A 26,241-nucleotide genomic window follows, 5' to 3' on the forward strand; every position below is an offset into this window, starting at 1 on the left:
AAAAATTCTGTCATTCCGTGGCTACGACCACTTCAGTCCAGCTTATAATATCATAAAAAGATTCTAAAATAAGTCTAATATGGCTTTATTTTCCTGGATGCCGTGATCAAGTCACGGCATGACACAGCCTTTTTTCAACGTTCGTACAGTAGTGGGCTTGACCACGGTATGACATATACTTTACCTTCCCGTCAAATAATCCTTTAAATACCTACCGGTATGGCTCGCAGGGCAAGCAGCAACATCCTGCGGAGAGCCGCATATAACTATTTTGCCGCCTTTATCGCCGCCTTCAGGTCCTACGTCTATAATGTAATCCGCTGTTTTTATAACATCTAAATTATGCTCGATGACCAGCACGGTATTACCCATATCAACAAGTTTATGTAATACCTTTAATAATTTATTAATATCATCGACATGAAGACCGGTAGTCGGTTCATCGAGTATATAAAGAGTTTTGCCGGTTGAGCGCCTTGATAATTCTTTAGCAAGCTTAACTCGTTGCGCCTCTCCACCCGAAAGGGTAGTAGCGGATTGACCGATTTTTATATAACCGAGACCTACCTCATTTAAAGTTATAAGTTTTTCATAAATCAGCGGTATTTTATCAAAAAATTTCATTGCATCTTCTACCGTCATCATTAATATTTCGGCAATAGATTTTCCTTTATATTTTATTTCTAACGTTTCTCTATTATATCTATAACCATTACAAACGTCACATTTTACATAAACATCCGGTAAAAAATGCATTTCAATTTTAATTAATCCGTCACCCTGACATGATTCACATCTCCCCCCTTTGACATTAAAGGAAAATCTTCCCACTTTATAGCCTCTAGCTTTTGATTCGGGTAACTCTACAAACCAATCTCTAATATGAGTAAATGCTCCGGTATAAGTAGCAGGGTTAGACCTCGGCGTTCGACCGATCGGGGATTGATTAATGTCGATAATTTTATCAATATATTCAAGCCCCCTAAGTTCTCGGTATTTTCCTGAAAAGACTTTTGCAGTCGGCTCCAAATGCTTTAAGGCAGCTTTATATAATGTATGAATCATCAAGCTTGATTTGCCGCTTCCTGATACGCCCGTTATAACGGTAAACGTACCGAGCGGGATTTTTATATCGACATTATCTAAATTATTAGAAGTAGCCCCTATTAATTCTATAACTCTATTAGTGTGTCCGGGTCGCCTCTCGGTTGGTACTGCAATAGATTGTCGACCGCTTAAATAATGCCCCGTGATACTTTCTTCAAAATGTTTTATCTCTTCGGCAGTACCTTCGGCAATAACCCGCCCGCCGTGGATACCGGCTCCGGGTCCTATATCAATAATATGATCGGCTTCATACATTGTTTCTTCATCATGCTCAACTACTAAAACAGTGTTGCCGAGATCTCTAAGCCTTTTTAAGGTCTCAATTAATCTAGTATTATCTCGCTGATGTAAACCGATAGACGGCTCATCTAACACATATAAAACCCCGCTAAGACCCGAACCTATTTGCGAAGCAAGGCGGATACGTTGGCTTTCTCCGCCTGATAAAGTTCCTGATTCTCTGGCTAACGTCAAATAATCAAGCCCGACATTCATTAAGAATTTTAACCTCTCGTTAATTTCTTTTAATATTCGCTCGGCAATAAATAAGTGTTTTTTATTTAATTTTTCTTCTAGATGACTAAACCAGTCTTGCAATTGTGCGATACTAAGTGCTGCTACTTTACCGATATGAAGATCGGCTATTTTAATACATAACGATTCTTCTCTTAATCTATAACCTTGGCAAGCCGTACATTTATGTTCCGATTTAAATTTCGTTAATTCTTCTTTAATCAAAAGAGATTCTACCGTACGATCTTTTTCTTTCAAACTCGGTATTATTCCGGCAAAGGGTTGCTCTATTATTTGAGTTTTAGAACCGTCATGATATTCAAATTTTATTGCTTCTTCTTCCGAACCGTTAAATAAAATTTCTTTTACCTTATTCGATAAGCTCGAAAAAGGTACATTAATAGAAAATTTATAATGATCCGCTAATGCTTTTAACGTCTCAAAAATAAATTTGGAGGTAGTGCTTCCCCAAGGGATAATAGCGCCGTCTTTAATGGAAACTCGTGGGTCGGGAACAATTAAATCGCGGTCAAAGAAAAACTCTTTTCCTATCCCTTCGCATTTTTGACAAGCACCGAAAGGGCTATTAAACGAAAAGATTCTCGGCTCAATTTCCGTAAGCTGGAAACCTGATACCGGACAAGAATATTTTTCCGAAAAGGTAATACGTTGATTTTTCTCAAATTTTGTCTTCACTCCTACCGGTAATTCAACGATTTCTAAGTAAGTTATGCCTTCCGCCAACTTAAGAGAACTCTCTAAACTATCGGCTAACCTATTACCTAAATTATCCTCTAAAACTATTCTATCGACTATTACTTCTATATTATGTTTCTTATTTTTATCTAATTTCGGTAAATCATCGATCTCGCAAACTTCGCCGTTAACAATTAACTTTTGAAAACCTTGTTTTCTTAAATTGAGAATTTCACGTTTAAATTCTCCTTTATGCCCTCTAATAATCGGCGCTAATAAGTATAATTTCGTACCTTTAGGCAGTTCATTAATTATATCTACCATTTCGGAAACGGTTTGGCTATGGATAGGTAAGCCCGTGGTAGGGGAATAAGGAATTCCTACCCTTGCATATAATAATCTCAAATAATCATAAATTTCAGTTATAGTTCCGACGGTAGAACGAGGATTTTTAGATGTCGTTTTTTGATCGATTGCTATAGCAGGCGACAAACCTGAAATCGATTCGACATCGGGTTTATTCTGCAAATGCAAAAATTGTCTTGCATAAGAAGATAAGCTTTCGACATAGCGCCTTTGACCTTCGGCATAAATCGTATCAAATGCCAATGAAGATTTACCTGAACCGCTAAGGCCCGTAATAACGACAAATCGGTTTCTGGGGATATCGACACTTATATTTTTTAAGTTATGTTCTTTAGCCCCGCGGACCTTAATATATTCTTGAACCATACTTGAACCATATATTTACTGAAATTTTTTAAGATATTTTTTAAAAAACAGTAGTATTATAGGCTCTTTTATTTTATTATTGCAATAATAATATTTTTAATAGGTAGTGATCTATGGCTGGTAGCTTAAATAAAGTAATATTAATAGGTAATTTAGGACGTGATCCGGAAATTAGAACAACCGGCGAAGGGAAAGAAATAGCAAATTTTTCTATAGCGACAACCGAAAGTTGGAAAGATCGCAATACCGGTGAAAAAAAAGAAAGAACGGAATGGCATAGAGTCGTAATATTTAGCGAAGGGTTAGTATCAATTGTAAAAAGTTATGTAAAAAAAGGCGCTAAAATTTATCTGGAAGGTAGTTTGCAAACTAGAAAATGGAACGATAATTCAGGGCAAGAAAAATATACTACCGAAGTGGTGCTACAAAACTTTAATTCTCAATTGATATTATTAGATAGCAGAAATTCCGGCAATAATAGTTCAGACAATTACACGGAAGCAAAACAACCGGAACATAAAAATAATTCCTTTGATCATAGCGATCTGGATGATGAGATACCTTTTTAACTGTAGATCAGGTTAAGCATGCTCTATGTCATTCCTAGCTAAAGGCATTGCTGCGTGGACCGAAAAAAGCGTTCGATGTCATTCCTGCGAAAGCAGGAATCCAGGCTAAAAAGCCTTAGCTTGTAAGGCTTTTTACTATATAACTGTAAGTTATCGTTATATTTTTAGTTTAATTTTTCTGGATTCCTGCTTTCGCAGGAATGACATCGAAGCCACGCAACAATTTAAAATAAAAAATTATGACTACCAACGCCATTAAGCTATTTTTTATATCCATTTTATTATTTGCCTGTACTCCGGACGTAGCTACCAGAACTAAAAATTCAGCAGCGCTGGCTACTCAAAATAATTTTCAACCTAAATACGTCAAAGGCGGCGATTTTATCCTTACGACTTATCAACGTATTACCGATAAAAATTTACCTTATGTATTTTATATTGAAGGCGACGGTCATATTTCTGAAAAATATGCTGTCACCTCGGATAATCCGACTCCTCTTAGCACGCTGTTATTACAACTTGCAATAATGGATAACAGACCTAACATTGTCTATATTGCGAGACCTTGTCAATATACACCTTTAGAGTTAAATCCTAAATGCAGCTCGAACACTTATTGGATCGAAAAAAGAATAGGGCGAGAAGTTGTAGATTCTATTAACGATGTAATAAATAACATAAATAACGGTCGGAAATTTAGCTTAATCGGTTTTTCAGGCGGTGGCGGAGTTGCTGTTACGGTTGCGGTAAAAAATAAAAATGTTAAGGATATAATAACTATCGCCGGTAATTTAGATACCGTTACATTTGATAATACTCATAACGGCAGAGGTTGTTTATCTCGTTCGTTGAATCCAATAGAATACGCCGTTCAAGTTAATAACATCCCGCAATTACACCTTTCGGGCGCAGAGGATAAAAGAGTGCCGCCCTTTATTGCACAACGCTATGTAGAGGCTAGTAATTCGCCTTGCGTTAAGCAGAAAATTATCCCAAATACTACTCATGTAAAAGGTTGGGAACAAATATGGCCTAGCCTATTAAAAATAGAGATTAACTGTAATTAGAATAACAAGATTTTGAATTTTAAAACGACTGACGGCAATATCCGCGTGGATATATCCGCACGTCATTAGTAAGAGGCATTGTTACGTGGATAGTAAAAAGCAGCAGTATGTCATTCCCGCGCAGGGGCGTTGTTGCATGGCTACCAGAATCGTCATTGCGAGGAGGCATTTATGCCGACGTGGCAATCCAGTTAAACATATTTTTATACTAAACTTGTTTAGTATTCTAATTAAATCCCTCATTACATTCGGGATAGCCTGGATTGCCGCAGCCACTTCGTGGCTTCGCAATGACGGTGTTTTTTGTAACGATTTCGAGCCACGCAACAAGGTCCCGCGCAGGCGGGAATGACAGCGAAAATTCGAGCCATGCAACAACCCCTGCAGTGGCTCGCAATGACGACTTACGTTTTTACTCCTTAAACTAATGTCTATGCGGCACAGCTATGAATGACATCGTTACTTACAACTAAATTCAGAAAGCTTCAGACAAGATGAATTTAAAGACGAGTCTGCGCAAGCAGTCAAAAATACGTGAGTACAGGCGAGTTCTGGAAAATTCGCTTGTCTGAAGCTTTCTGAATGACGCTGTATTTGATCTTCCGAACCCTAATCATCCCATAACTGCAGATTATCCAAAAAATACTCCACAATCCCCTACTATATCCGTATCAGGACCGTTGGGATATAATTCTGAGTATTGATAATCAATTTTGCTTACGAAGTAATTTAAAGCACACGATTCATGCAATGGTTCTAAGCTAGAACGCAAGATATAGATAGGAGCGTTAGAGTCTTCTTGTGCTTTATTAATTAAATTATAATCATACCTTCCGCCACCGAGAAGTTTATTTTCTTCACAATCTATATCCCTATTAAACTGCACACTAGTAATATTACTCTTATTATCGGGAGTGCTAGCAATAATTGCCGTATGGCTTTTATAAAGGTAAATATCACCGTTTTGAATTAATTTTAATTGTTCATCGCTTATATTTTTACCCTCTAAAAGAGTAACCGGCTTATAGTTATATTCATTTCCCGTATTCAAGTAAGCTTTTCTAATTTCCGTAGTATTTATGCCTGTTATTTGCTTAATAGTAAGACCGGTTGCTTTACCTACACTACTAGAACAATCTTCAGGACCAAATAATAATTGTTCATTAAAATAACGATGACCCCCAAATTGATAATCTCCGAAAAGTGTTATGCTTTCTTCGGTAGCAAAAGGATATGATAATATTATATCCTCCGATAGTTGATAATTAGAATTATAAAAAGGATAAAATGTAGCGGCCCCCGGTATAGTATTTGCTTCTATCCCATAACTAGCGGCAATACTAGCAAGCAAGATTGAACTGACTGAAGGGTTTTCGTTACCCCAATATGCAACGCTGCTAGGCGACTGTAATGTCGGTAATTCATTAAACGATGAATCATTAGTTAATTTATGATAAAACTCGCCTTTCTCTATTTGCCCGATTACATCCTCTTCCTGGCTTTCAACCCATTTCTTAGCCATATCCAATTGTAAAGAAGTTTTATTAAATTTTATAGGATAGCCGATATTATTTACGTCCTGAGCTTTTAGGAAGTTGTTTAGTAAGTTACTAGTATTTAAAAAATCTTTTAATTTTTCGGAAATTTCTTGTACTAATTTCTCACCGGAAATATCTTTCCTATCTTCCCAACACTCAACTATATTTTTTTGTAATCTATCCTGTACATCCTTGGTGGCTAATTGTTTTGCTCTAATTTGAGCTAACATGTGAGCTACTGATTTTGAATTAATATCAAACATAACTTATCCTCCAATTATAAAATTTAAGGCTTAAATTATTACTGAAAATAAATATTTAAGCAATATTTATTTCTATAAACTTAAATTTTATTAATAAATTAAGAGGGGGTATGTAAGTATAACTTGAATGAGGCTTATGTCGCGCTTATGTGTATGTAATAAGAGATAAGAAGTAATACTCAAAGACGCGTAATTCCGGCAAGGCGCATGGGCGCCGACTTAAGAGATCGTCATTGCGAGGAGGGACGTAGTCCATCAGTGTTGAAAGTGAAACGAGAAGCATAAAATATTCTTTATATAAAGCAAAAATTGCTACCAATAGTGTTATATTGCCGTAGTTATTTCTTGCTTTAGTAGTAAGATTTTAATTAAATTATATTCACTTTCAACAGTTATGGGACGAAGTCCCGACGTGGCAATCCAGGAAAAAATTAGTACAAAATGCTATGAAATTTATTATTTTCTAGATTCCCGCCTTCGGGGCGTTGTTGCATGGCTCGAAAATTAATAAAAAAACTCGTCATTGCGAAGCCACGAAGTGGCTGCGGCAATCCAGGCTATCCCGAATGTAATGAGGGATTTAATTAGAATACTAAACAAGTTTAGTATAAAAATATGTTTAACTGGATTGCCGCGTCGGCATAAATGCCTCCTCGCAATGACGATTCTGGTAGCCATGCAACAACGCCCGCCTTCGGCGGGAATGACATAGAGCATGCTTAGCCTATCACACAACAACACCTGTGCAGGTAACATCTAGCACTAGAACTCACTATTTCTCTTTTTTCTTTGTAGAAAATATAGCCATAATAGCCCTATCGGTGCAATAAATGGAGAAAAGCAAAAACAAAATGCCATTGTTATAACTTTAAAACATAACCTGAATATCATTGAAAAAAGACTTTCATTTTCGTTTATTGTCACATTAATTACTATTGTATTGTCATCTGTTGTTAGATTGTTGCCTATTATTATATCTATTATTGCCTCATATACAAATCGTGAGTACGGATATAGAAGCGTACAAACGACGACCATTATAACCAATTGAAAGCGTACTCCACCATTTAGTATAATTACAGTGGACAGGGCAACAGCAAAAAAAAAGTGCCTAAAATAGTAATATGGATTTATATTACAAAAAAGGGCTATAATAAATTTAATTAATCTCATATAAGTATATTATTTTTGTAAAATAATACCAAGTACAGCGTCATCTCGATCGCTTGATACAAGCAAATTTTTCGACATTCGCCTGTACTCACGTACTCTAGTACGGTAGCTTAGCTCGTCTTTAAATTTATCTTGTCTGAAGCTTTCTGAATTTAGCTGTATAATAATGGTTCACGACTAAAAGGAGCGCGGCAATCCAGGCTTTTCATTGTCATGCTGAACTTGTTTCAGCATCTTTTTGTAATAGATCCTGAAATAAATTCAGGATGACTATTTTTTTCTGGATTCCCGCCTTCGCGGGAATGACATCGAAGGTGTGTTAACTTATCCACGCAACAATGCCACGCGGGAATGACATACGGCACTTTTTTAGAGCCATGCAACAAAGCCCCGCCTTCGGCCGGGAATGACATAGAACATGCTGACCTATCCACCCAATAATACCCTACAAATGGTATCGAAAAAGTTTTTTATTAATTACCCTTCAGGGGTAGCATCAGGGTTATCACCGGCTAAGTGTACCTCCACCTTCTCAGGATTTTCCGAAGTACCGCCACCGCCAAGTCCGGTTTTTTCTTTTGCAATTTGTACTGCTTTTTTATGATCGGAGGCATTAGGGTTAGCAATATGACTTACATGAATGCCTGTATTATTTTCAATAGATTGATCGGCAGCTTTACCTAATTTATCCGCTTCTTTGTCCAATTGCTTGGTACCTTTATCTATTTCATGCGCAAGTTGTTTTCCAAAATTTTTCATAACTTCCTCTCTAATTTATAGTTTATAATATAACTATAATATTTAACTTCATTGCGGGCAAGAATTTTTTAGAAAAAGTTGACCATTAATTTTTGTACGGATGAATTAAAGACTTTGAAAATAGAGTTTGGCATTAGACCGAAATAAATAATCAAAAAACATAAAGGAGCGATAGCGATTATTTCGTACGCATATAAATCTTTAAAACTTAGTATTTCTTTATTAGTTATTTCACCGAGCATTACTTCTTTGTAAAGTTTTAGCATATAAATTGCCCCAAGAATTACCCCAAGCGCCGCCGCAAAAGCAGCTATTATATTCACGTGATAGATACCGAGCAAACTTAAAAATTCTCCTATAAAACCGCTAGTACCCGGCAAACCGACAGAACCAAGCATCGCGATCATGAAAAAAACGGCAAGCAACGGCATTTTACTTGCTACCCCGCCATAGAGAGCTATTTCTTTCGTATGGAGTCTTTCATATAAAGTGCCGACTATCAAAAATAAGCAAGAAGATATCACGCCGTGGCTAAGCATTTGAAACAAAGCCCCTTTAATTCCGGCTTCCGTAAAACTAAAGATACCCGCCGTGACATATCCCATATGAGCAACCGATGAATAGGCAATCATTTTCTTCATATCTTTCTGCGCTAAAGCAACGAGTGACGCGTATATTATTGCTAAAATACTCAAAGCCAGCACATAAACGGCAAATTCTTTGGAAGCTATGGGCAGCAAAGGCAGTAGCACCCGCAAAAAGCCGTACCCGCCGAGCTTTAACAGAATGCCCGCAAGTATTACCGAACCGGCAGTCGGTGCTTGAACGTGAGCGTCGGCAAGCCAAGTATGGAAAGGCAACATCGGAATCTTAACGGCAAAAGCTATAAAAATTGCCCACCATAAAATTTGCTGTGCAAATAACGGTAAATCGGTAAGCAAGCCGCCCAACTCTAATAAATTAAAACTATGAAATTTACTATAAATATAGATTAACGATAGCAGGAAAAATACCGAACCAAAGAAAGTGTACAGAAAGAATTTGAGCGCAGCGTAAACTCTATTTTCCCCTCCCCATACCCCGATAATAATATACATCGGGATTAATATTACCTCGAAAAAAAGATAAAATAATAATAAATTTATGGAAGTAAATGCACCGATACAAAACGATTCTATTAATAAAAAACATAATAAATATTCTTTTATATATTTTTTAACGGTAAATAAGCTAGCTATTATACAAATAAGCGTAAGAAAAGAGGTTAAAGCCACAAATAATATTGATATACCGTCAACGCCGACATGGAACTCAAGCCCGATTTTATCGATCCAACTATAGCGTTCAACAAATTGATAAGAGGAATTTTTTGAATCAAATTCTATTAATATATAAATGGTGGATATAAAAGTTAAAACAGAGCTAAGCACCGCTACATACATTGTATATATTTGCCTATTCGGCTTTTTGCTCTGGCTAATAAATAATATGATATATAATGCACTTATCAGCGGCAGGAAAATACTAATTGATATAATCGGTAATTCTAACATTTGAAACTCTAAAATATTCTTTCAGTTTAAGGGTATAACGCTTGTCATACCGTGGCCCCGCCCACTACTGTACGAACGTTTAAATAAAGAGGTAAAAATTCTGTCATTCCGTGGCTACGACCACGGAATCCAGCTTATAATATCATAAAAAGATTCTAAAATAAGTCTAATATGGCTTTATTTTCCTGGATGCCGTGATCAAGTCACGGCATGACACAGCCTTTTTTCAACGTTCGTACACTAGTGGGTCCCGCCACGGTATCCAGTCTTGTCGTCATCCTGAATTTATTTCAGGATCTACTAAAAAGATGCGCAAAACTTGTTCAGCATGACTTTTTTTCTAGACCTAGTTAGCAAGCCACGGGGTGACAGTATTTTACCCAATCAACCACAAAAAATTTACTATAAAACCGGTAATGACGATAATAACAAATAACACTATATATAACGTATAATTAAAAACATAACCGGTTTGGGTTCTGCTTGCTAGAAAGCCAAAGCAGTTAACAATTTTTGCAAAGCCTTCGGGTCCGAAACGGTCAATTATTTTTTGATCGCTAAAATAGAATAAGCGACTAATTTGGGCAAGCGGTTTCACTATTACTAGATCATAAATTTCATCAAAATAATATTTATTTTGCAATATCTGCCGGATTAACTTGAAGGGTGTCATATTGTAACTTCGTCTGCTTTGTTGCATGGTTTTGGAAATATCTTCGATGTCATTCCCGCGAAGGCAGGAATCCAGGCTTTTTTTGTCATGCTGAACTTGTTTCGGCATCTTTTTAATAGATCCTGAAATAAATTCAGGATGACTTTTTTGTATTTCCTGGATTCCCGCCTTCGCGGGAATGACATAGGAAGCGGAAATGACATCGGAAATTCGTGCCATGAAACCAAGCCTGCCTCGCCACGGAGTGACGGTTCTTAATTTGTAAAAACAAACACCTACAACAATCCCTATTATACCGACTATCATAGGTAGTAATTTAATATATAACGGTGGATGATTAATTAATAATTTGTAGATATGCAGATTAAATATACTTTCATGGAAATAGCCACCGGGCTTATCTATTGATAGCAAATAATAACCGATCATGCCGCAAAAAAAGCTACCCGCTACTAGTATTGTAAGGGGATTATTCATAACACTCGGCGGTTCATGCGCATGTTCAAAAATAGGAGGCGGTAATTTGGTTGTACCGTGAAATACTAATATAATAATTTTCATTGAATAAATTGCCGTCAAGATTGCGGCAATAATACCGAATACGAACATAAAGGAACCGGCACTATATGCCGAATCTAAAATTGAATCTTTAGAATAGAATCCGGCCAAAGGATAGATACCGATTAAAGCAAGCGAACCTATTAGAAAATTCCCGTAAGTAACCGGCATTTTATCTCGCAGTCCCCCCATCTTAAATATATCCTGCTCATGTACGGCATGGATTACGCTACCGGCCGATAAGAATAATAGCGCCTTAAAAAATGCATGCGTTACCAAATGAAATATGCCGCTATTATAGGCAGATACGCCGCATGCAAGGAACATATAACCGAGCTGGCTACATGTTGAGTAAGCAATAATTTTCTTGATATCGCTTTGCGCTATCGCAATGCTCGCTGCAAAAAGGCAGGTAATACCGCCGATAATAGTAATAAATTGTAAGATAGCTGGGCTATATTCAAACAAGTAAGAGCAGCGCGCTACTAAAAATACTCCCGCCGTTACCATAGTTGCCGCATGAATAAGCGCCGATACCGGCGTCGGTCCTTCCATTGCATCAGGCAGCCAGACATGCAAACCTATTTGCGCCGATTTACCCATACAACCGATGAATAACAGCAGGCATATAATATCTAACCTCGAAGGCTCAAAACCAAGTAAGAGAATTTTTACATTAGCTAGCCCTTTTGCGGCTAAAAATACATCTGTAAAATTTGCCGAACGACAGGAGAAAATAATGGCAATAATACCTAAGATAAAAGCAAAATCTCCTACCCTATTCACGATAAACGCTTTTATAGCCGCTTTATTTGCGCTATCTTTTTTATACCAAAACCCAATTAACAAATATGAGCAAAGACCGACTCCCTCCCAGCCGAAAAATAACTGCAGAAAATTATCGGCAGACACTAGCATCAGCATAAAAAAAGTGAACAACGAGAGAAATGAGAGAAACTTGGGAAGTCCTTTATCTTCTGCCATATAACCGAGCGAATAAACATGCACTACGCTAGATACGCACGTCACCACCAAAAACATAATAGCCGTGAGCTGATCGATATAAATTGCCCAATTTACCTTAAATTCGGCAACTTCAAACCACTTGCCTAAAGTGATATGTAATATATTTTGATTCAGTCCCGTATAATAAAATATGTATAACGAAAATAGTGCTGAAATAATTATAGCACTACTAGAAATTATAGACCCATATTTCTTGTTTATTACGAGGCATAACGCACCGTTGATAATAGCCGAAGCTAGGGGTAGCATCACAATCAATAAGGCAATAGTTCCCTGCATTTTATCCCTTCATCTGATTAACGTCCGCTACCTCAATTGAGCCTTTATTACGGAAATATACTAGTAATATAGCAAGCCCGATAGAAGTCTCGGCAGCTGCGATCGTCAAAATTATTATACTGAAAACCTGCCCCGACAATTCTTGCATATACACGGAAAATGCAATAAAATTTATATTTACCGCTAGCAGCATCAGCTCGATCGACATTAAAATAGTAATAATATTTTTGCGATGCATAAATAACCCTACCATACCGATAGTAAAAACTAAACAGCTTATGGTCAAATAATGTTGTAGTCCTATATAATTATTCATGGTGTTTTTTTCTTCTTATTTTGTGGTGTCATTTCTATGCAGTATTGTGTAGACCAAAATCGTTACAAAAAACACCGTCATTGCGAGGAGCGTAGCGACGTGGCAATCCAGAAAAAAAATTAGCAAAATGCTATAAAACTTATTATTTTCTGGATTGCCGCACTCCTTACAGTCGCTCGCAATGACGATTCTAATATAACTCTTCATTCATATTTAATTCCTTCTATACCCTTATTTAAATCAGGGTTAGTCATTAATATAGCATTAGCTTTATTCTTACTATTTTGCTGAGATATATTTTGCCGCTTTACTCCTGAACGTTTTCGGAGCGTTAGCGTAATACACGATATCATCGCCACAAATAAAATAATACCGGCAATTTGAAACGGTAATATAAAATCGGTATAAAGCACCAGACCGATTGCCTCGGTATTGGTAATATTATTCGGTATAGCAAATAATTTATCGGAATTAAAATTAATATTTTTAGTGCCGAGCAAAATAATTACTATTAAATCGGTGAACATAACTAACGCCACCACGATACTTAAAAATAAATTTTCCTTTAGCTGTGAGATTGCGGCGCTTAAATGAATATCTAACATCATTATTACAAATAAAAACAATACCGCCACCGCACCGACATAAATAATGATTAGCATCATCGCTAAAAACTCGGCACCTAGTAATATCATAAGCCCGGAACCGTTACAAAATGCAAAAATCAACCACAAAACCGAATAAACGGGATTTTTGCTTAAAACCACGCAAACACTGCTTATAGTAATGAGTGTAGCAAATAAATAAAAAAATATCGGCATATTGTAGATTCTTTCACTTAATATTTGTATTAAAATTTATAATCCTCGCTTCTTCCACCATTCGTCAGTACGAAATTCTGCAGGAATACGCTTGTCTTTTATATATTCCCCAATATCAGTTTCTATTCCGTATTCCTCTAATATATCAAAAAATTCATCTCTAAGTTCCTTGGGTAATTTAGTACCGCACCAAGGACAATAAGACATAGTGATAATATTAAAACTCCCTTTTATTTCAATATAATACTCTCTAAATACTGGGTCATACTTTATAGGGTCTCTAGACTCTGATAGAAATATTTTCATCTCTTTACAACTGTGTTCTTTCATTGCTTTCTCTTTCGTTATATTAATTTAACTCCAAAGATTGATGACCTGTTACATCTTTACATGTTGTGATATTGTTTTTATAGTAATATTTTATATGTCATCTAGTTGCTTGACCCACTACTGTACGAACGTTTAAATAAAGAGGTAAAATTCTGCCATTCCGTAGCTACGACGGCTTTGTTGCACGGCTCTAAAAAAAGTGCCGTATGTCATTCCCGCGCAGGCGGGAATCCAGGCTTTTTTTGTCATGCTGAACAAGTTTTGCACATCTTTTTAGTAGATCCTGAAATAAATTCAGGATGACTATAAGTATTTTCTAGATTCCCGCCTTTAACTAGAATGACATCGAAAATTTGAGCCACGCAACAACGCCGGCTTGACCACAATACAACCCTTATACTACCTATATTTATAATCCTGATGTAACTTAACAGCTAGTTCTTGCTCCCAAAGGTCACCGTTTCGTAGTAATCGCTCCTTATCATAAAGTAGCTCCGTATGAGTAAGAGTTGCAAATTCAAAATTAGGACCTTCGACTATCGCATCAACAGGGCAAGCCTCTTGACATAACCCACAATAAATGCATTTCGTCATATCGATATCGTAACGAGTAGTACGGCGGCTGCCGTCTTCGCGTTCGTCTGCTTCGATTATTATCGCTTGCGCCGGACAAATTGCTTCACAAAGCTTGCAGGCAATGCAACGCTCTTCACCGTTTTCATAACGCCGCAGCGCATGCTCGCCTTTAAATCTTGGACTTACCGAACTTTTTTCGTAAGGATAATTAATTGTGACTTTCGGCTTAAACAAATATTTCAAAGTTAACGCCAATCCCGTTATTATCTCAAATAGAAAAAAGGATTTTAAGTAATTTATCATAAAAATTATGTATTTAATAAGTAGACGAAGTTTAATTTGGAAAAGAGCAAGGAGTCTATAAGGCGAGGAGCGGAGCGTATACCCTAATACGTGAACACCGCAGAACTTATTAGACGACGTAGCCAATTTTTCAAATTAAACGAGTATACTCGGTAAATTATCGGTATACATTAATATACTTGACATTAGTATAACCCAAAATAAAGTTAGCGGTAAAAATACTTTCCACCCTAAACGCATTAGCTGATCATAGCGATATCTAGGCAAAGTTGCCCTGATCCATAAGAAACAGAATAATAAAAATCCGACTTTTAAGGCAAACCAAATAAATCCAGGCACGAAAGCCAACCATGATATATTAAAAGGCGGTAAATACCCTCCTAAAAAGAAAGTTGTAGTAATAGCACTCACTAATATCATATTAGCATATTCGCCTAAGAAAAATAAAGCAAATCCCATCGAAGAATATTCGACGTTGTAACCGGCTACTAGCTCCGACTCTGCTTCCGGCAGATCAAACGGCAATCTATTAGTTTCGGCTAGAACCGAGATAAAAAACACGACGCACATCGGTAATAACATCAAATCTATCCACCAAGGCAAGTTTTTTTGCGTTTCAATGATTTCGCTAAGATTTAAGCTACCGGTAGTTAAAAGCACGGTAACGATAACAAGTCCCATCGATACTTCATAAGAAATCATTTGTGCCGACGAGCGGATCGCGCCAAGAAAAGCATATTTTGAGTTACTCGCCCAGCCTGCTATAATAATTCCGTAAACGCTTAAGGAAGAAATCGCTAGAATATATAAAACGCCGACATTTATATCGGCAAGTACTAAGCCTTTATTAAAAGGTATTACCGCCCAGCCTATTAGGCTTAAGATAAAAGTAATCATCGGCGCAATAACAAATAGTATTTTATCGGCTTTAGTCGGAATAATAGGCTCTTTAAATAACAATTTAACCGCATCGGCTATAGGCTGTAATAGACCGAAAAGTCCAACGACATTCGGTCCTTTTCGTAGCTGCATTAGCCCGATTACTCGGCGCTCCGCATAAGTTAAATAAGCAACGCATAATATTAACGGGACAGTAATCGCAATTACTTTTAAAGCAATAATAATTAGCGGCCAAGCATATTCGTAAAAAAGTTCGGTCATAATAAAGGTATGTACTCCATTAATATGGAAGGTTGTCATACCGTGGCTTGACCACGGTATCCAGAAAAAACTTAGTAAAAAGACCGGATACCGTGGTCAAGCCACGGTATGACAATTCAAGCAAAAATAATATCATTGTACACATCATGCTATTTTCTCTCTTTCTTGCTTAGCCTGCACGCATTTCGCCATGGTAACCGAAGCCTTGCTAATTACGTCCGTCATATAATAATTAATCGGCGAATTAACTATCTCATCCTTCAACAACTTATCTTTAGAATTAAATTTTACAAATTTATTTTCTATAATTTTATTAATATTGGCAAATATCGGATATTCTGCTGCTAGCTTACTTCTTACTTCCTCTAAGTTATTTACGTTAAGTTCGATTTTTAGATGATCGGCTAAATTTTTAATAATTAGAAAATCTGCTTTAGCCTCGCCTACCGGTTGTACTGCTTGATTTGATATTTGCGGTCGACCTTCTAAATTGACGTAAATACCGCTTTTTTCAGTATAAGTACAGCCAGGGAAAATCACATCGGCATTTGTTGCGCCTAAATCTCCGTGATGACCGTGATACACAATAAAAGCTGATTTTAGTTTATCAAAATCAATTTCATCGGCTCCGAGCAGATAAACTAATTTTATTTGTTCTTGTTCTGCTTTAGCTAAAATTTCGTTACTAGTAACAGAGTTAAAACCGATATCAAACCCACCGACTATAGAGGCATGGTTATGAAGTATATTAAAACCGTTCCAATCTTCTCGTACAATATTATATTTATCGGTAATTTTATGTATAAGCGATAAAATAGCATAGCCGTCACTTCTTGAATATACCCCGTCGCCGATAATAATCATCGGATATTTTGCTTGGCTTAAATCTTTTGCAAATTCGTGGCTGCCATCGGCTAAATCTTTAATTATTTCTACGCTACTTCCTAGTTCCTGCACTTTATATGTTTGATCATGCCCCCCGCCGATCCTTGCAACTTTTAATGCACCTGATCGTTGCCGTTTACCGATACGACTATTTAATACCGGTGCTACCTGTCTTGGATTTGCACCTATTAATAAACATAAATCGCCTTTTTCTATACCGACTATGCTAGTGTTAAATAGATAATTCCCCCTACTTGAAGTGTCAATTTTATAATCAAACTGATTAACGTCGAAATTATTACAACCGATTTTTTGCAATAAAATTTTTAGAGTAAACATTGATTCCACACAAGCAAGAGGTCCGGCTATCGCGGCTATTTGATTTCCTTGCAGCGATGTTATTTTATCGGCTACGATCTTTAAAGCATCAAGCCAACTTGCTTCAATTAATTTGCCGTTTTTTCTGATATACGGACGATCTAAACGCTGATATTTTAAGCCGTCATAACTAAAGCGAATCTTATCCGAAATCCATTCTTCGTTAATTTCTTCATTGATTCGCGGTAATATCCTCATTACCTCGTTGTCTCTGCTATCAATACGGATGTTAGTACCTTCCGCATCAGATATCCCTATACCGTCGGTGTGTTTTAACTCCCAGCTACGAGCTTTAAAGGCATATGGCTTAGAGTTTAAAGCACCGACCGGACAGATATCGATCATATTACCGGAAATTTCAGAATCTAAACTTCGCTCTAAATACGAGGTTACCTCCATATGCTCACCTCTATATATAGCACCCATTTCCTCTATTCCGGCTATATCGTTGGCAAATCTAATGCATCTAGTGCATTGTATGCATCTAGTCATTGCCGTTTTAATGAGCGGCCCCGTATATTTATCTTTAACGGTTCTTTTATTTTCATGGAATTTGTTACTAGCTTTGCCGTATTTAAAAGCCTGATCCTGCAAATCACACTCTCCGCCTTGGTCACAAATAGGACAATCTAAAGGGTGATTGATCAATAAAAACTCCATCACCCCTTCGCGTGCTTTCTTAACCATAGGCGTATCGGTATGAATTACCATATCGTTACCTGCCGGCATGGCACATGAAGCGATGGGCTTCGGCGATTTATCCATCTCGACCAAACACATACGGCAATTACCGGCAATTTTCAGCCTCTCATGATAACAAAAATGCGGGATTTCTATACCGGCTTTTGTACATGCCTGAAAAACTGTACTACCTTCTGTTACCTCCACCTCCTGCCCGTTTACGGTAAGTTTTATCATTCTTTATACTATTAATCTTATACTAATTTTAGAGGTCATTCATGCACCCCTTTATGTCATTCCTAGCTGCGGCGGGCGTTGTTGCATGGCTACCGGAATCGTCATTGCGAGGAGGCATTTATGCCGACGCGGCAATCCAGGCTTTTTTTGTCATGCTGAACAAGTTTTGCGCATCTTTTTAGTAGATCATGAAATAAATTCAGGATGACTATAAGTATTTTCTAGATTCCCGCTTTCGCAGGAATGACATCGGAAATTTGAGCCATGCAACAACGCCTGTCCCTCCTCGCAATGACGTTTAGGGTATCCACGCAGGCAATGCCCGCCGCAGCTAGGAATGACATCTCGCCTCAATTATTTAATCCAAAACGTCTCAGGATTCGGATGCGCTTGATCGTTTAATAAATATTTAAAACCGACGGCAATGCGCAGCAAAAACCAAATAGATACGGCAATATATAACACTAATCCGATATAAATTATCATAGTAATTGTTGATATGACATAGCCGATAAATGCAAGCCAAAAAGTACGAAATAAAAATATATAATGACTTGATAAAAATCTATCGCTAACATCTTTATTAACATAGGCAAAAAATGCACCGACTACCGGTAATAAAGGAGCAACGATCCCACATAAATATAAGATATATAATATAATTAAGTTTTTCTTACCCGCTTGGGTGTATTCTTTTATTTGTTTATCCATAATACTACTCGTAAATGAAAAGTTGGGTTGTTTTTCTGTTTTTTAGGCTTTGTTGCATGGCTCTAAAAAAGTGCCGTATGTCATTCTAGCTAAAAGCGGGAATCTAGAAAAATTATAGTCATCCTGAATTTATTTCAGTATCTGTTGAATTAGATGCTGAAACAAGTTCAGCATGACAAAAGAAAAGTCTGGACTCCCGCCTTTAGCTAGAATGACATCGAAAATTCGAGTCATGCAACAACGCCCCGTTTTCACGGGAATGACATCGAACACGCTTTAACTTATCCACACAACAATACCGGTCAAGCCACGGGGTGACAATATAACAACGTCAAACCGCATTCTTTAAATTCTGCACTACTAAATGCATTATACTACCGTGTTTTATATAATTTATCTCATTATCCGTAAATATTTGCAATATTAAATCACAAGTTTCTACCTTACCGCTTTGTTTTTTTATCACACATTTAAGTTTTTGATAAGGTTTTATTTGATCATTTAATCCTTCAATATTAACAAATTCCGATCCATCGAGCTGCAAGTCTTTTCTAGTCATACCATTTGTAAAAATAAGCGGTAAGACTCCCATTCCTACCAAATTCGATCGATGAATTCTTTCAAAGCTTTCGGCAATCACGGCTTTCACGCCCAGCAGCTGCGGTCCTTTTGCCGCCCAATCTCTTGACGAACCGCTACCATACTCTTTTCCGGCAAAAATTACTAACGGAATATTACGCGTTTTATAATTCATTGCCGCCTCGTAAATACTTACTTGCTGATTATTCAACTGATCTACAGTAACGCCTCCTTCAACTCCACCGCACATTTCGTTTTTTATACGAATATTGGCGAATGTCCCACGCATCATTACTTCATGATTACCGCGACGCGATCCGTAAGAATTGAAATCTGCAATATCTATATTATGGTCCGTTAAATATTTAGCCGCAGGGCTTGATTTGCTGATATTTCCTGCCGGTGAAATATGATCGGTAGTAATAAAATCACCGAAAATAGCAAGTATTCGCGCCGATATTATGTTCTGCACTCCTTCTAGCTTATTTTCAAAATAAGGCGGGTTTTTTATATAAGTACTATCTTTACGCCAATTATAAGTAGCCGTGTTGCTAATTTTCAGCTCTTGCCATTCTTTAGTCCCCATAAATATATCAGAATATTTATCTATAAACATAGAAGATTTAATTGAGCTTTCAATTACCCGGTTTATTTCTTGTTTTGTCGGCCAAATATCCTTTAAATAAATATCTTTTCCTTTATCATTTTGCCCTATGGGCTGATTAGTAAGGTCGACATTAATAGTACCGGCTAATGCATATGCTACAACCAATAAGGGAGATGCAAGATAACTGGCTCTAGTAGAAGGGTTTATTCTACCCTCAAAATTTCTATTACCGGAGAGAACCGAGGCAACAACCAGCTGATTTTTATTAATAACTTCTTCTATTTCCGGCATAAGCGGTCCCGAATTACCTATACAGGTAGTGCAGCCGTAACCCACTAACTCAAACCCTAATTTATTCAGATATTCATCAAGACCGCTAGCTTTGAGATATTCCGTTACTACTTTTGAACCCGGAGCAAAAGAGGTTTTTACCCACGGTTTTGTAACCAGCCCCAGCTCAAGCGCTTTTTTCGCAAGCAATCCGGCTCCTATCATCACATCAGGATTTGAGGTATTAGTACAGCTAGTAATCGCCGCAATTACTACGTCACCGTTTCCAAGCTTATAGCCTTTATTATTAACCGAATATTTTTTATCGATATCTGCTTCATTTAAAGCAAGAGAGGGCAATGCCTGTTTGAAGCTATTTGCCGTATCTTCTAAATTAACTCTATCATGCGGACGCTTCGGTCCCGCTAAAGAAGAAGTTACTTGATTTAAATTTAGTTCTAAAATATCGGTATATTCCGGCGCATCGTCATGGCTATACCATAAATTTTGTGCTTTAGCATATTGTTTTACTAATTTAATATGTGAGGAAGGTCTACCGGTTAGCTCCAAATATTTTATAGTTTCGTTATCGATCGGGAAAAAACCGCAAGTAGCACCGTATTCAGGCGCCATATTAGCAATAGTTGCTCTATCGGCAAGCGACAGAGATTCAAGTCCCTCCCCGTAAAACTCAACAAATTTTCCGACAACTTTTTTCTTCCTAAGCAACTCGGTCACCGTTAAAACAAGGTCGGTAGCAGTAGCCGTACCGCTTAAAGTACCGCTTAATTTAACACCTATTACTTCCGGTAAAATCATAGACAAAGATTGCCCCAGCATTGCCGCTTCCGCTTCAATTCCACCGACTCCCCAACCCAGCACGGCAAGACCGTTAACCATCGGGGTATTGCTATCCGTGCCGACTAATGTGTCGGGATAAGCGATATTTACACCGTTTTCTTCTTTTGCCCATATTACTTTTGCGAGATACTCTAAATTTACTTGGTGACAAATTCCGGTACCTGGAGGTACTACTCTAAAATTATTAAATGCTTGCTGCCCCCATTTTAAAAATTCATAACGCTCTAAATTACGCTTCATCTCCATTTGTACATTTTTATTAAATGAATCTTTAGAACCGTAATAATCAACACTTACCGAGTGATCTATAACAAGATCTACCGGAATAAGCGGGTTAATCTTTATAGGGTCTCCGCCTAGTTTTTGCATAGCATCCCGCATGGCAGCCAAATCAACGATGGCCGGCACGCCGGTAAAATCTTGCATTAAAACCCTTGTCGGCATAAAAGCTATTTCTGCCGTTGATTTTTTATTTATCAACCATTCTTTAAAAACAAGCAGATTTTGCTCGCGTCCTCCTGTACGCAATATATTTTCAAATAACACCCTTAAACTAAAAGGAAGCTTCTTAAGAGGAAGATTAATGTCGCTTGCAGCTTTATTGATATCAAATATTTTATATGAAATGCCGTTTACTGATAATTCCTTAATATATTTTGAATTATTGACTTTAGTCATCTTGCCCTCGAATTAAATCACTTTAATTAGCTTACTTGAAAAAACGAATATTTTAAATGATTTAATTTGTTTAACCCCAAATTTACTAATTTTATTTTTCCTTGTATTAATGTTATTAGTTGTTGTATAATAATCAATAACATTAATTTTAAATTATGAGTAATATTATGAGAACACTTAGTATTAGCTTGCAAGAAACTTTATATGATCAATTAAAACACTCCGTCCCTTCTAAAAAAATTAGTAAATTCGTAAGTCTAGCTATTACTAAAGCATTAGAAAAAGACGAGCAAATCCTTATAGAAGATTATACAAAAGCAGAACAAGATGAAGAACGCCAAAAACTTTTAACTGAATGGGATGCTATAGTAGATGATTTTGATCCGAAATAAAGAAGTTAATAGAGGCGATGTTTATTGGGTAACTCTTGATCCGACTATTGGTACTGAAATTAATAAAACAAGACCGGCAATAGTTATCTCTAATAACACTCAAAACAAGATATCAAGTAGAATAGTAGTTATTCCTATCACTTCAAATACCAATAATCTTTATCATTTTGAAGCAAAAATAACAATAAATAATAAAGAAGCAAAAGCATTAACTGATCAAATTAGGACTATAGATAAAATTAGACTAGGTAGCTTTATTGCTAGATTAAATAGAGCTGAGATTATAGAAGTTGAAAAAGCTCTTAGAATTGCCTTAAGTTTAAGCTAAACCATATAATTCATAAATATATTAATGCTCTCATTTCATCAGCTAATATTTAATATAGAGCAAAGAAATTTGTTCAATTTGAGCATTACCTTTTTACCCTCTTCTATTATTTGCGTGCAAGGAGCAAACGGCTCCGGAAAAACTTCTCTTCTTAAAATGATTGCAAATATTATGCAGCCGACTAACGGGAATATTTATTATAAGAATGTAAATTGCAGCCTTATAGAAAAACCTTACTGCAACTATATAGGTCATAATTTAGGTTTAAAAGCTGAAATGACTGTTTTTGATAATCTTAAATTTTGGTCGGAAATTTATAACTCACCTGAAACACTTGAGGCAGCAATACATTATTTTAAATTATATGAGTTGTTAAATGAGAAATGCTATAAACTCTCTAAAGGCATGCAGAAGACAGTGGCGTTAGCAAGGCTTATTGCTTGTCAATCGGATTTATGGTTATTGGATGAAGTAGAGACTCACTTAAGCAAAGAGAACCGAGATTTATTAAATAATTTGATTGTTATGAAAGCAAATAGCGGCGGGATCATTCTTTTAACGTCACACACGGAAACGACAATTAAATCTGCACAAATATTGAATCTTGAAGAATATAATGCTTATTGTCACCCCGTGGCCTGAACAAGCGTTGTTGGTGTCATTCCCGCGTAGGCGGGAATCCATTCTTGTCATGCTGAACTTGTTTCAGCATCTCTTGTAGTATATCCTGAAATAAATTCAGGATGACTTAAAAGTATTTTTTCTAGATTCCCGCCTTTAGCTAGAATGACATACAGCACTTTTCTAGAGCCATGCAACAAAACCAATAGATGCTGAAACAAGTTCAGCATGACAAGGTGAGAAAGTCTGGATTCCCGCTTTTGCGGGAATGACATAGAACATGCTTTAACCTATCCACACAATAACACCTTAGCTATTATTATTTTTTCTTTTGCACATTTTCAGCTGCATGATGTACATTCTCGGCAACATTTTTATTTACGGCTTCTAATATTTTTGCAGAAGATTCATAAGCAATATTTGCTAGTTCTTTTGCATTATTTATAGATGTTTCATAAACTGATTTTAAACATTGTTGATGACAATCCGCTGCTTGTTTAATATCTCCGGAATTCATTGCTTCTTTAGTAGAATTCACAATATTATTAACGTTACTTTGTAAAATCTCGGAATTTTTTTTAATTAGCGTCTGCATGCTTTCAATAGCTATTTGGTTGGTCGTCGTAAAAATATTCATAGCTCTTTGTATAGTCCCTGTAACAGACGAAAGATCGACATTAGGTATATTTTTTATGGAACTCATATAAGCCTCCGGATTCATATAAGATTTCATCATATCCAAAAATTGTGTATTATTTAACATTGCCTTTCTCCTAAAAATATTGTTTTACTTTATACATAAGTATTAATAAAGAATTTTAGCCTACAAGATTTACGTTAAGCAAACGTAAACCGTATAAATTTATGCTAACATTTATAAAAATACGAGTCAATAACAGTTAGACTTTTATTAGACATAAAAATTTATAATTTAGTAAAATTTATTATTTTATGTTAAAATGGTAAATTACCAAATTATTGAAGATTTAATAATGCTACTGGATATTCAAACTAAAGAGCTAATAGACAAATGGCAGAAATATCTTAAATTACAAAAAAATTATTCTGATCATACTATAATTGCCTATAATAACGACCTTAAACACTTTCTTGAATTTATGAATTACTATAATTCGGAATTAGTAACTATTAATCATATACAAGAGACAGATATAAGGTTTATACGAAGTTGGTTATCAAAAAGGCAGTGTGATAATTTTGTCGTTTCTTCTATTGCTAGGGGCTTATCTGCCGTAAAAAATTTTTATAAATTTTTAGAAAAGACAATTCATATAAATTGTCATATTATTTTTTCCGTTAAAAATCCTAAAAAAAATAAATTATTACCTAAAGCTTTATCACAAGACGATACTATTATATCACTTGAACATATTAATGAATTTACTAATATTGAGTGGTTGGAACTTAGAAATAAGGCACTTCTTATTCTTATTTATGCTTCAGGTTTAAGAATTTCCGAAGCATTATCTATTACTAAAATTCACCTGCAAAATTTAGATTTTATTAAGATAGTAGGCAAAGGCAATAAAGAAAGAGTTATTCCATGGTTACCCATGGTTCGCAGCTTAATTGAAGAATATTTAAAATTATTACCTTATGAGTTACATGATCAGGAATCAATATTTAGAGGAAAACAAGGCAAAAAATTGCAACCTCCTGTTTTTAATCGCGAACTTATTAAATTGAGACGTTTTTACGGTCTACCGGAATATTTAACGGCGCACTCATTTAGACACAGCTTTGCGTCTCATTTACTTGAAAACGGCGCTGATTTGCGCTCTATTCAAGAATTGTTGGGACATAAAAGCTTATCTACTACCCAAAGTTATACTAAAACGAATATTAAGCATTTAGAAGCGGTATATAACGTTTCCCATCCTATTAAAAAAGAAAAATATCTTAAATTAACATAAACTTCTTGCTTTAATTTTAAGTTATCCATTATATTATTTTAAAGTTTTAGTATCGAGAAATTAATATGCCTAAACTTATATTACCATCAGGTTACACCCCTTCTAAAGAAGAGGAATATATGAACCCTTTGCAACTAGAATATTTTAGACAAAAACTTTTAGAGTGGAAAGATTCGTTATTAGGTGAATCACGAGAAACTTTAAACCATCTTAAAGAAGAAAATTGGAACGAACCCGATTTTAACGATCGAGCTTCGATTGAAACAGATACGGCTTTTGAACTTCGCACAAGAGACAGATATCGAAAATTACTTGATAAAATAGAAGACGCTTTATTACGTATAGAAAATAAAGACTACGGTTATTGTGAAGAAACAGGTGAGCCGATCGGCATAAAACGACTACAAGCACGACCTGTTGCCACATTGTGCATTGAAGCACAAGAACGGCACGAAAATTATGAAAAAAATCATCTAGACGAACCGACTCGTTAGTTTGTTATTGCGAGAAACGACATTGTTACGTAGATGGGAATAATATCCGAAATCATCATTGCGAGCGACTGGAGGCGTTGTTGCATGGCTAATAATTTCCGTATTATGGTTATTATAAGTACGGTGTCATACCGTGGCTTGACCCACTACTGTACGAACGTTGAAAAAAGGCTGTGTCATGCCGTGACTTGATCACGGCATCCAGGAAAATAAAGCCATATTAGACTTATTTTAGAATCTTTTTATGATATTATAAGCTGGACTGAAGTGGTCGTAGCCACGGAATGACAGAATTTTTACCTCTTTATTTAAACGTTCGTACACTAGTGGGCTTGACCACGGTATCCAGAAAAACCTTAATAAAAAGACTGGATGCCGTGGTCAAGCCACGGCATGACACCGGAACACTTTGCAAAAATTCGAGCCATGCAACAACGCCTTTGGTCGCTCGCAATGACGTTTAGGGTATCCACGCGGGCATTGCCTCCTCGCAATGACAATACTGGTATCCACGCAACATTTTCAAGTTCATCGAGTACTAGATTAGGATAAGATTAAATCTTATCCTAATC

Annotated in this window: 32 protein-coding genes and 1 pseudogene; 12 read left to right on the forward strand and 21 right to left on the reverse strand. The window is 36.3% G+C overall.

The window, feature by feature from the left end:
* Positions 1 to 180: 180 nt before the first annotated feature.
* Entirely contained in the window at positions 181 to 3,048 is a 2,868-nt protein-coding gene (gene uvrA / locus AAGD64_RS08680; protein WP_341793125.1) for an excinuclease ABC subunit UvrA, read from the reverse strand.
* Between the two features lie 113 nt (positions 3,049 to 3,161).
* Between uvrA and ssb the strand changes: the two genes are divergently transcribed.
* Together ssb and AAGD64_RS08690 are read left to right on the forward strand one after the other, a co-directional pair.
* On the forward strand, positions 3,162 to 3,617 hold the full coding sequence (ssb, locus tag AAGD64_RS08685) for a single-stranded DNA-binding protein (RefSeq protein WP_341793126.1): 456 nt from the start codon (positions 3,162 to 3,164) through the stop codon (positions 3,615 to 3,617).
* Positions 3,618 to 3,856: 239 nt separating this feature from the next.
* Entirely contained in the window at positions 3,857 to 4,684 is an 828-nt protein-coding gene (locus AAGD64_RS08690) for an alpha/beta hydrolase (protein ID WP_253308453.1), read from the forward strand.
* Positions 4,685 to 4,765: 81 nt separating this feature from the next.
* Here the strand turns inward: AAGD64_RS08690 and AAGD64_RS08695 are convergent, their stop codons facing one another.
* Positions 4,766 to 5,059, reverse strand: coding sequence for a hypothetical protein (locus AAGD64_RS08695; protein WP_341793127.1), 294 nt, complete (start codon positions 5,057 to 5,059; stop codon positions 4,766 to 4,768).
* Positions 5,060 to 5,315: 256 nt separating this feature from the next.
* Entirely contained in the window at positions 5,316 to 6,485 is a 1,170-nt protein-coding gene (locus AAGD64_RS08705) for a hypothetical protein (RefSeq protein ID WP_341793128.1), read from the reverse strand.
* 538 nt (positions 6,486 to 7,023) lie between these two features.
* On the opposite strand from AAGD64_RS08705, the gene AAGD64_RS08710 reads away from it, so the two are divergent.
* Complete coding sequence (locus AAGD64_RS08710) at positions 7,024 to 7,197, forward strand: hypothetical protein (protein ID WP_341793129.1); 174 nt, start codon at positions 7,024 to 7,026, stop codon at positions 7,195 to 7,197.
* Between the two features lie 470 nt (positions 7,198 to 7,667).
* On the opposite strand, the pseudogene AAGD64_RS08715 reads toward AAGD64_RS08710, so the two are convergent.
* The 4 genes and pseudogenes from AAGD64_RS08715 to AAGD64_RS08730 all read right to left on the reverse strand — a co-directional run.
* Positions 7,668 to 7,820 (reverse strand): annotated as a pseudogene (locus AAGD64_RS08715) (palindromic element RPE3 domain-containing protein); the annotation flags it as partial.
* Between the two features lie 65 nt (positions 7,821 to 7,885).
* Positions 7,886 to 8,092, reverse strand: coding sequence for a hypothetical protein (locus AAGD64_RS08720; protein ID WP_341793130.1), 207 nt, complete (start codon positions 8,090 to 8,092; stop codon positions 7,886 to 7,888).
* A gap of 43 nt (positions 8,093 to 8,135) precedes the next feature.
* A complete protein-coding gene (locus tag AAGD64_RS08725) occupies positions 8,136 to 8,417 on the reverse strand; it encodes a hypothetical protein (protein ID WP_341793131.1) in 282 nt (93 codons plus the stop codon).
* A gap of 68 nt (positions 8,418 to 8,485) precedes the next feature.
* On the reverse strand, positions 8,486 to 9,970 hold the full coding sequence (locus AAGD64_RS08730) for an NADH-quinone oxidoreductase subunit M (protein WP_341793132.1): 1,485 nt from the start codon (positions 9,968 to 9,970) through the stop codon (positions 8,486 to 8,488).
* A gap of 194 nt (positions 9,971 to 10,164) precedes the next feature.
* Between AAGD64_RS08730 and AAGD64_RS08735 the strand changes: the two genes are divergently transcribed.
* Positions 10,165 to 10,302: a hypothetical protein gene (locus AAGD64_RS08735; protein WP_341793133.1), complete on the forward strand. Its 138-nt coding sequence runs from the start codon at positions 10,165 to 10,167 to the stop codon at positions 10,300 to 10,302.
* Positions 10,303 to 10,346: 44 nt separating this feature from the next.
* Here AAGD64_RS08735 and nuoL read toward each other — a convergent pair whose 3' ends face one another.
* The 9 genes from nuoL to nuoG all read right to left on the reverse strand — a co-directional run bounded on the left by nuoL (position 10,347) and on the right by nuoG (position 18,194).
* Positions 10,347 to 12,506: an NADH-quinone oxidoreductase subunit L gene (nuoL, locus tag AAGD64_RS08745; protein ID WP_410526072.1), complete on the reverse strand. Its 2,160-nt coding sequence runs from the start codon at positions 12,504 to 12,506 to the stop codon at positions 10,347 to 10,349.
* A 1-nt stretch (position 12,507) separates the two neighbouring features.
* Positions 12,508 to 12,822, reverse strand: coding sequence for an NADH-quinone oxidoreductase subunit NuoK (nuoK, locus tag AAGD64_RS08750; RefSeq protein ID WP_341793134.1), 315 nt, complete (start codon positions 12,820 to 12,822; stop codon positions 12,508 to 12,510).
* Positions 12,823 to 12,837: 15 nt separating this feature from the next.
* Positions 12,838 to 13,029, reverse strand: coding sequence for a hypothetical protein (locus AAGD64_RS08755; RefSeq protein WP_341793135.1), 192 nt, complete (start codon positions 13,027 to 13,029; stop codon positions 12,838 to 12,840).
* Positions 13,026 to 13,643, reverse strand: coding sequence for an NADH-quinone oxidoreductase subunit J (locus AAGD64_RS08760; RefSeq protein WP_341793136.1), 618 nt, complete (start codon positions 13,641 to 13,643; stop codon positions 13,026 to 13,028). Before AAGD64_RS08760 ends, AAGD64_RS08755 begins: the two co-directional genes overlap by 4 nt.
* 36 nt (positions 13,644 to 13,679) lie before the next feature.
* On the reverse strand, positions 13,680 to 13,973 hold the full coding sequence (locus AAGD64_RS08765; RefSeq protein WP_341793137.1) for a DUF6980 family protein: 294 nt from the start codon (positions 13,971 to 13,973) through the stop codon (positions 13,680 to 13,682).
* Positions 13,974 to 14,372: 399 nt separating this feature from the next.
* Entirely contained in the window at positions 14,373 to 14,852 is a 480-nt protein-coding gene (gene nuoI / locus AAGD64_RS08770; RefSeq protein ID WP_253308446.1) for an NADH-quinone oxidoreductase subunit NuoI, read from the reverse strand.
* A gap of 135 nt (positions 14,853 to 14,987) precedes the next feature.
* Positions 14,988 to 16,013 (reverse strand): NADH-quinone oxidoreductase subunit NuoH, encoded by a 1,026-nt coding sequence (nuoH, locus tag AAGD64_RS08780; RefSeq protein WP_341793138.1) that lies wholly within the window; start codon positions 16,011 to 16,013, stop codon positions 14,988 to 14,990.
* A gap of 19 nt (positions 16,014 to 16,032) precedes the next feature.
* Complete coding sequence (locus tag AAGD64_RS08785) at positions 16,033 to 16,149, reverse strand: palindromic element RPE4 domain-containing protein (protein WP_341793139.1); 117 nt, start codon at positions 16,147 to 16,149, stop codon at positions 16,033 to 16,035.
* An 8-nt stretch (positions 16,150 to 16,157) separates the two neighbouring features.
* Complete coding sequence (nuoG, locus tag AAGD64_RS08790; RefSeq protein WP_341793140.1) at positions 16,158 to 18,194, reverse strand: NADH-quinone oxidoreductase subunit NuoG; 2,037 nt, start codon at positions 18,192 to 18,194, stop codon at positions 16,158 to 16,160.
* A 53-nt stretch (positions 18,195 to 18,247) separates the two neighbouring features.
* Here nuoG and AAGD64_RS08795 point away from each other — a divergent pair, with 53 nt between their 5' ends.
* Entirely contained in the window at positions 18,248 to 18,376 is a 129-nt protein-coding gene (locus AAGD64_RS08795; RefSeq protein WP_341793141.1) for a hypothetical protein, read from the forward strand.
* Between the two features lie 39 nt (positions 18,377 to 18,415).
* Here AAGD64_RS08795 and AAGD64_RS08800 read toward each other — a convergent pair whose 3' ends face one another.
* From AAGD64_RS08800 to acnA, 3 genes are all read right to left on the reverse strand, one after another.
* Positions 18,416 to 18,538 carry a hypothetical protein gene (locus AAGD64_RS08800; protein ID WP_341793142.1) on the reverse strand — a complete coding sequence of 41 codons (123 nt, stop codon included), beginning with the start codon at positions 18,536 to 18,538 and terminating at the stop codon, positions 18,416 to 18,418.
* 10 nt (positions 18,539 to 18,548) lie between these two features.
* Positions 18,549 to 18,905, reverse strand: coding sequence for a DUF4870 family protein (locus AAGD64_RS08805; protein WP_253308443.1), 357 nt, complete (start codon positions 18,903 to 18,905; stop codon positions 18,549 to 18,551).
* Positions 18,906 to 19,236: 331 nt separating this feature from the next.
* Positions 19,237 to 21,900 (reverse strand): aconitate hydratase AcnA, encoded by a 2,664-nt coding sequence (gene acnA, locus AAGD64_RS08810; protein WP_341793143.1) that lies wholly within the window; start codon positions 21,898 to 21,900, stop codon positions 19,237 to 19,239.
* Positions 21,901 to 22,055: 155 nt separating this feature from the next.
* On the opposite strand from acnA, the gene AAGD64_RS08815 reads away from it, so the two are divergent.
* The 3 genes from AAGD64_RS08815 to ccmA are packed head-to-tail and all read left to right on the forward strand — an operon-like array spanning position 22,056 to position 23,262.
* Complete coding sequence (locus AAGD64_RS08815; RefSeq protein ID WP_341793144.1) at positions 22,056 to 22,292, forward strand: hypothetical protein; 237 nt, start codon at positions 22,056 to 22,058, stop codon at positions 22,290 to 22,292.
* Positions 22,279 to 22,620, forward strand: a complete 342-nt coding sequence (locus AAGD64_RS08820) for a type II toxin-antitoxin system PemK/MazF family toxin (protein WP_253308440.1) — start codon at positions 22,279 to 22,281, stop codon at positions 22,618 to 22,620. The genes AAGD64_RS08815 and AAGD64_RS08820 overlap by 14 nt, the downstream gene beginning before the upstream one ends.
* An 18-nt stretch (positions 22,621 to 22,638) precedes the next feature.
* Positions 22,639 to 23,262 (forward strand): heme ABC exporter ATP-binding protein CcmA, encoded by a 624-nt coding sequence (ccmA, locus tag AAGD64_RS08825; RefSeq protein WP_341794192.1) that lies wholly within the window; start codon positions 22,639 to 22,641, stop codon positions 23,260 to 23,262.
* A gap of 47 nt (positions 23,263 to 23,309) precedes the next feature.
* Here the strand turns inward: ccmA and AAGD64_RS08830 are convergent, their stop codons facing one another.
* Positions 23,310 to 23,516, reverse strand: a complete 207-nt coding sequence (locus tag AAGD64_RS08830; RefSeq protein ID WP_341793145.1) for a hypothetical protein — start codon at positions 23,514 to 23,516, stop codon at positions 23,310 to 23,312.
* 44 nt (positions 23,517 to 23,560) lie between these two features.
* Entirely contained in the window at positions 23,561 to 24,004 is a 444-nt protein-coding gene (gene phaP, locus AAGD64_RS08835; protein WP_253308438.1) for a phasin family protein, read from the reverse strand.
* Between the two features lie 229 nt (positions 24,005 to 24,233).
* Here phaP and AAGD64_RS08840 point away from each other — a divergent pair, with 229 nt between their 5' ends.
* The 4 genes from AAGD64_RS08840 to AAGD64_RS08855 all read left to right on the forward strand — a co-directional run bounded on the left by AAGD64_RS08840 (position 24,234) and on the right by AAGD64_RS08855 (position 26,221).
* Complete coding sequence (locus AAGD64_RS08840; RefSeq protein WP_341794193.1) at positions 24,234 to 25,175, forward strand: tyrosine recombinase XerC; 942 nt, start codon at positions 24,234 to 24,236, stop codon at positions 25,173 to 25,175.
* 65 nt (positions 25,176 to 25,240) lie between these two features.
* Entirely contained in the window at positions 25,241 to 25,669 is a 429-nt protein-coding gene (gene dksA, locus AAGD64_RS08845; RefSeq protein WP_253308437.1) for an RNA polymerase-binding protein DksA, read from the forward strand.
* Between the two features lie 284 nt (positions 25,670 to 25,953).
* Entirely contained in the window at positions 25,954 to 26,133 is a 180-nt protein-coding gene (locus tag AAGD64_RS08850) for a palindromic element RPE4 domain-containing protein (protein ID WP_341793146.1), read from the forward strand.
* Positions 26,096 to 26,221: a hypothetical protein gene (locus tag AAGD64_RS08855; protein ID WP_341793147.1), complete on the forward strand. Its 126-nt coding sequence runs from the start codon at positions 26,096 to 26,098 to the stop codon at positions 26,219 to 26,221. The genes AAGD64_RS08850 and AAGD64_RS08855 overlap by 38 nt, the downstream gene beginning before the upstream one ends.
* Positions 26,222 to 26,241 lie beyond the last annotated feature (20 nt).

It is taken from the genome of Rickettsia endosymbiont of Ceutorhynchus obstrictus (genome assembly GCF_964026565.1).
In the GTDB taxonomy this organism is placed as follows: Bacteria; Pseudomonadota; Alphaproteobacteria; order Rickettsiales; family Rickettsiaceae; genus Rickettsia.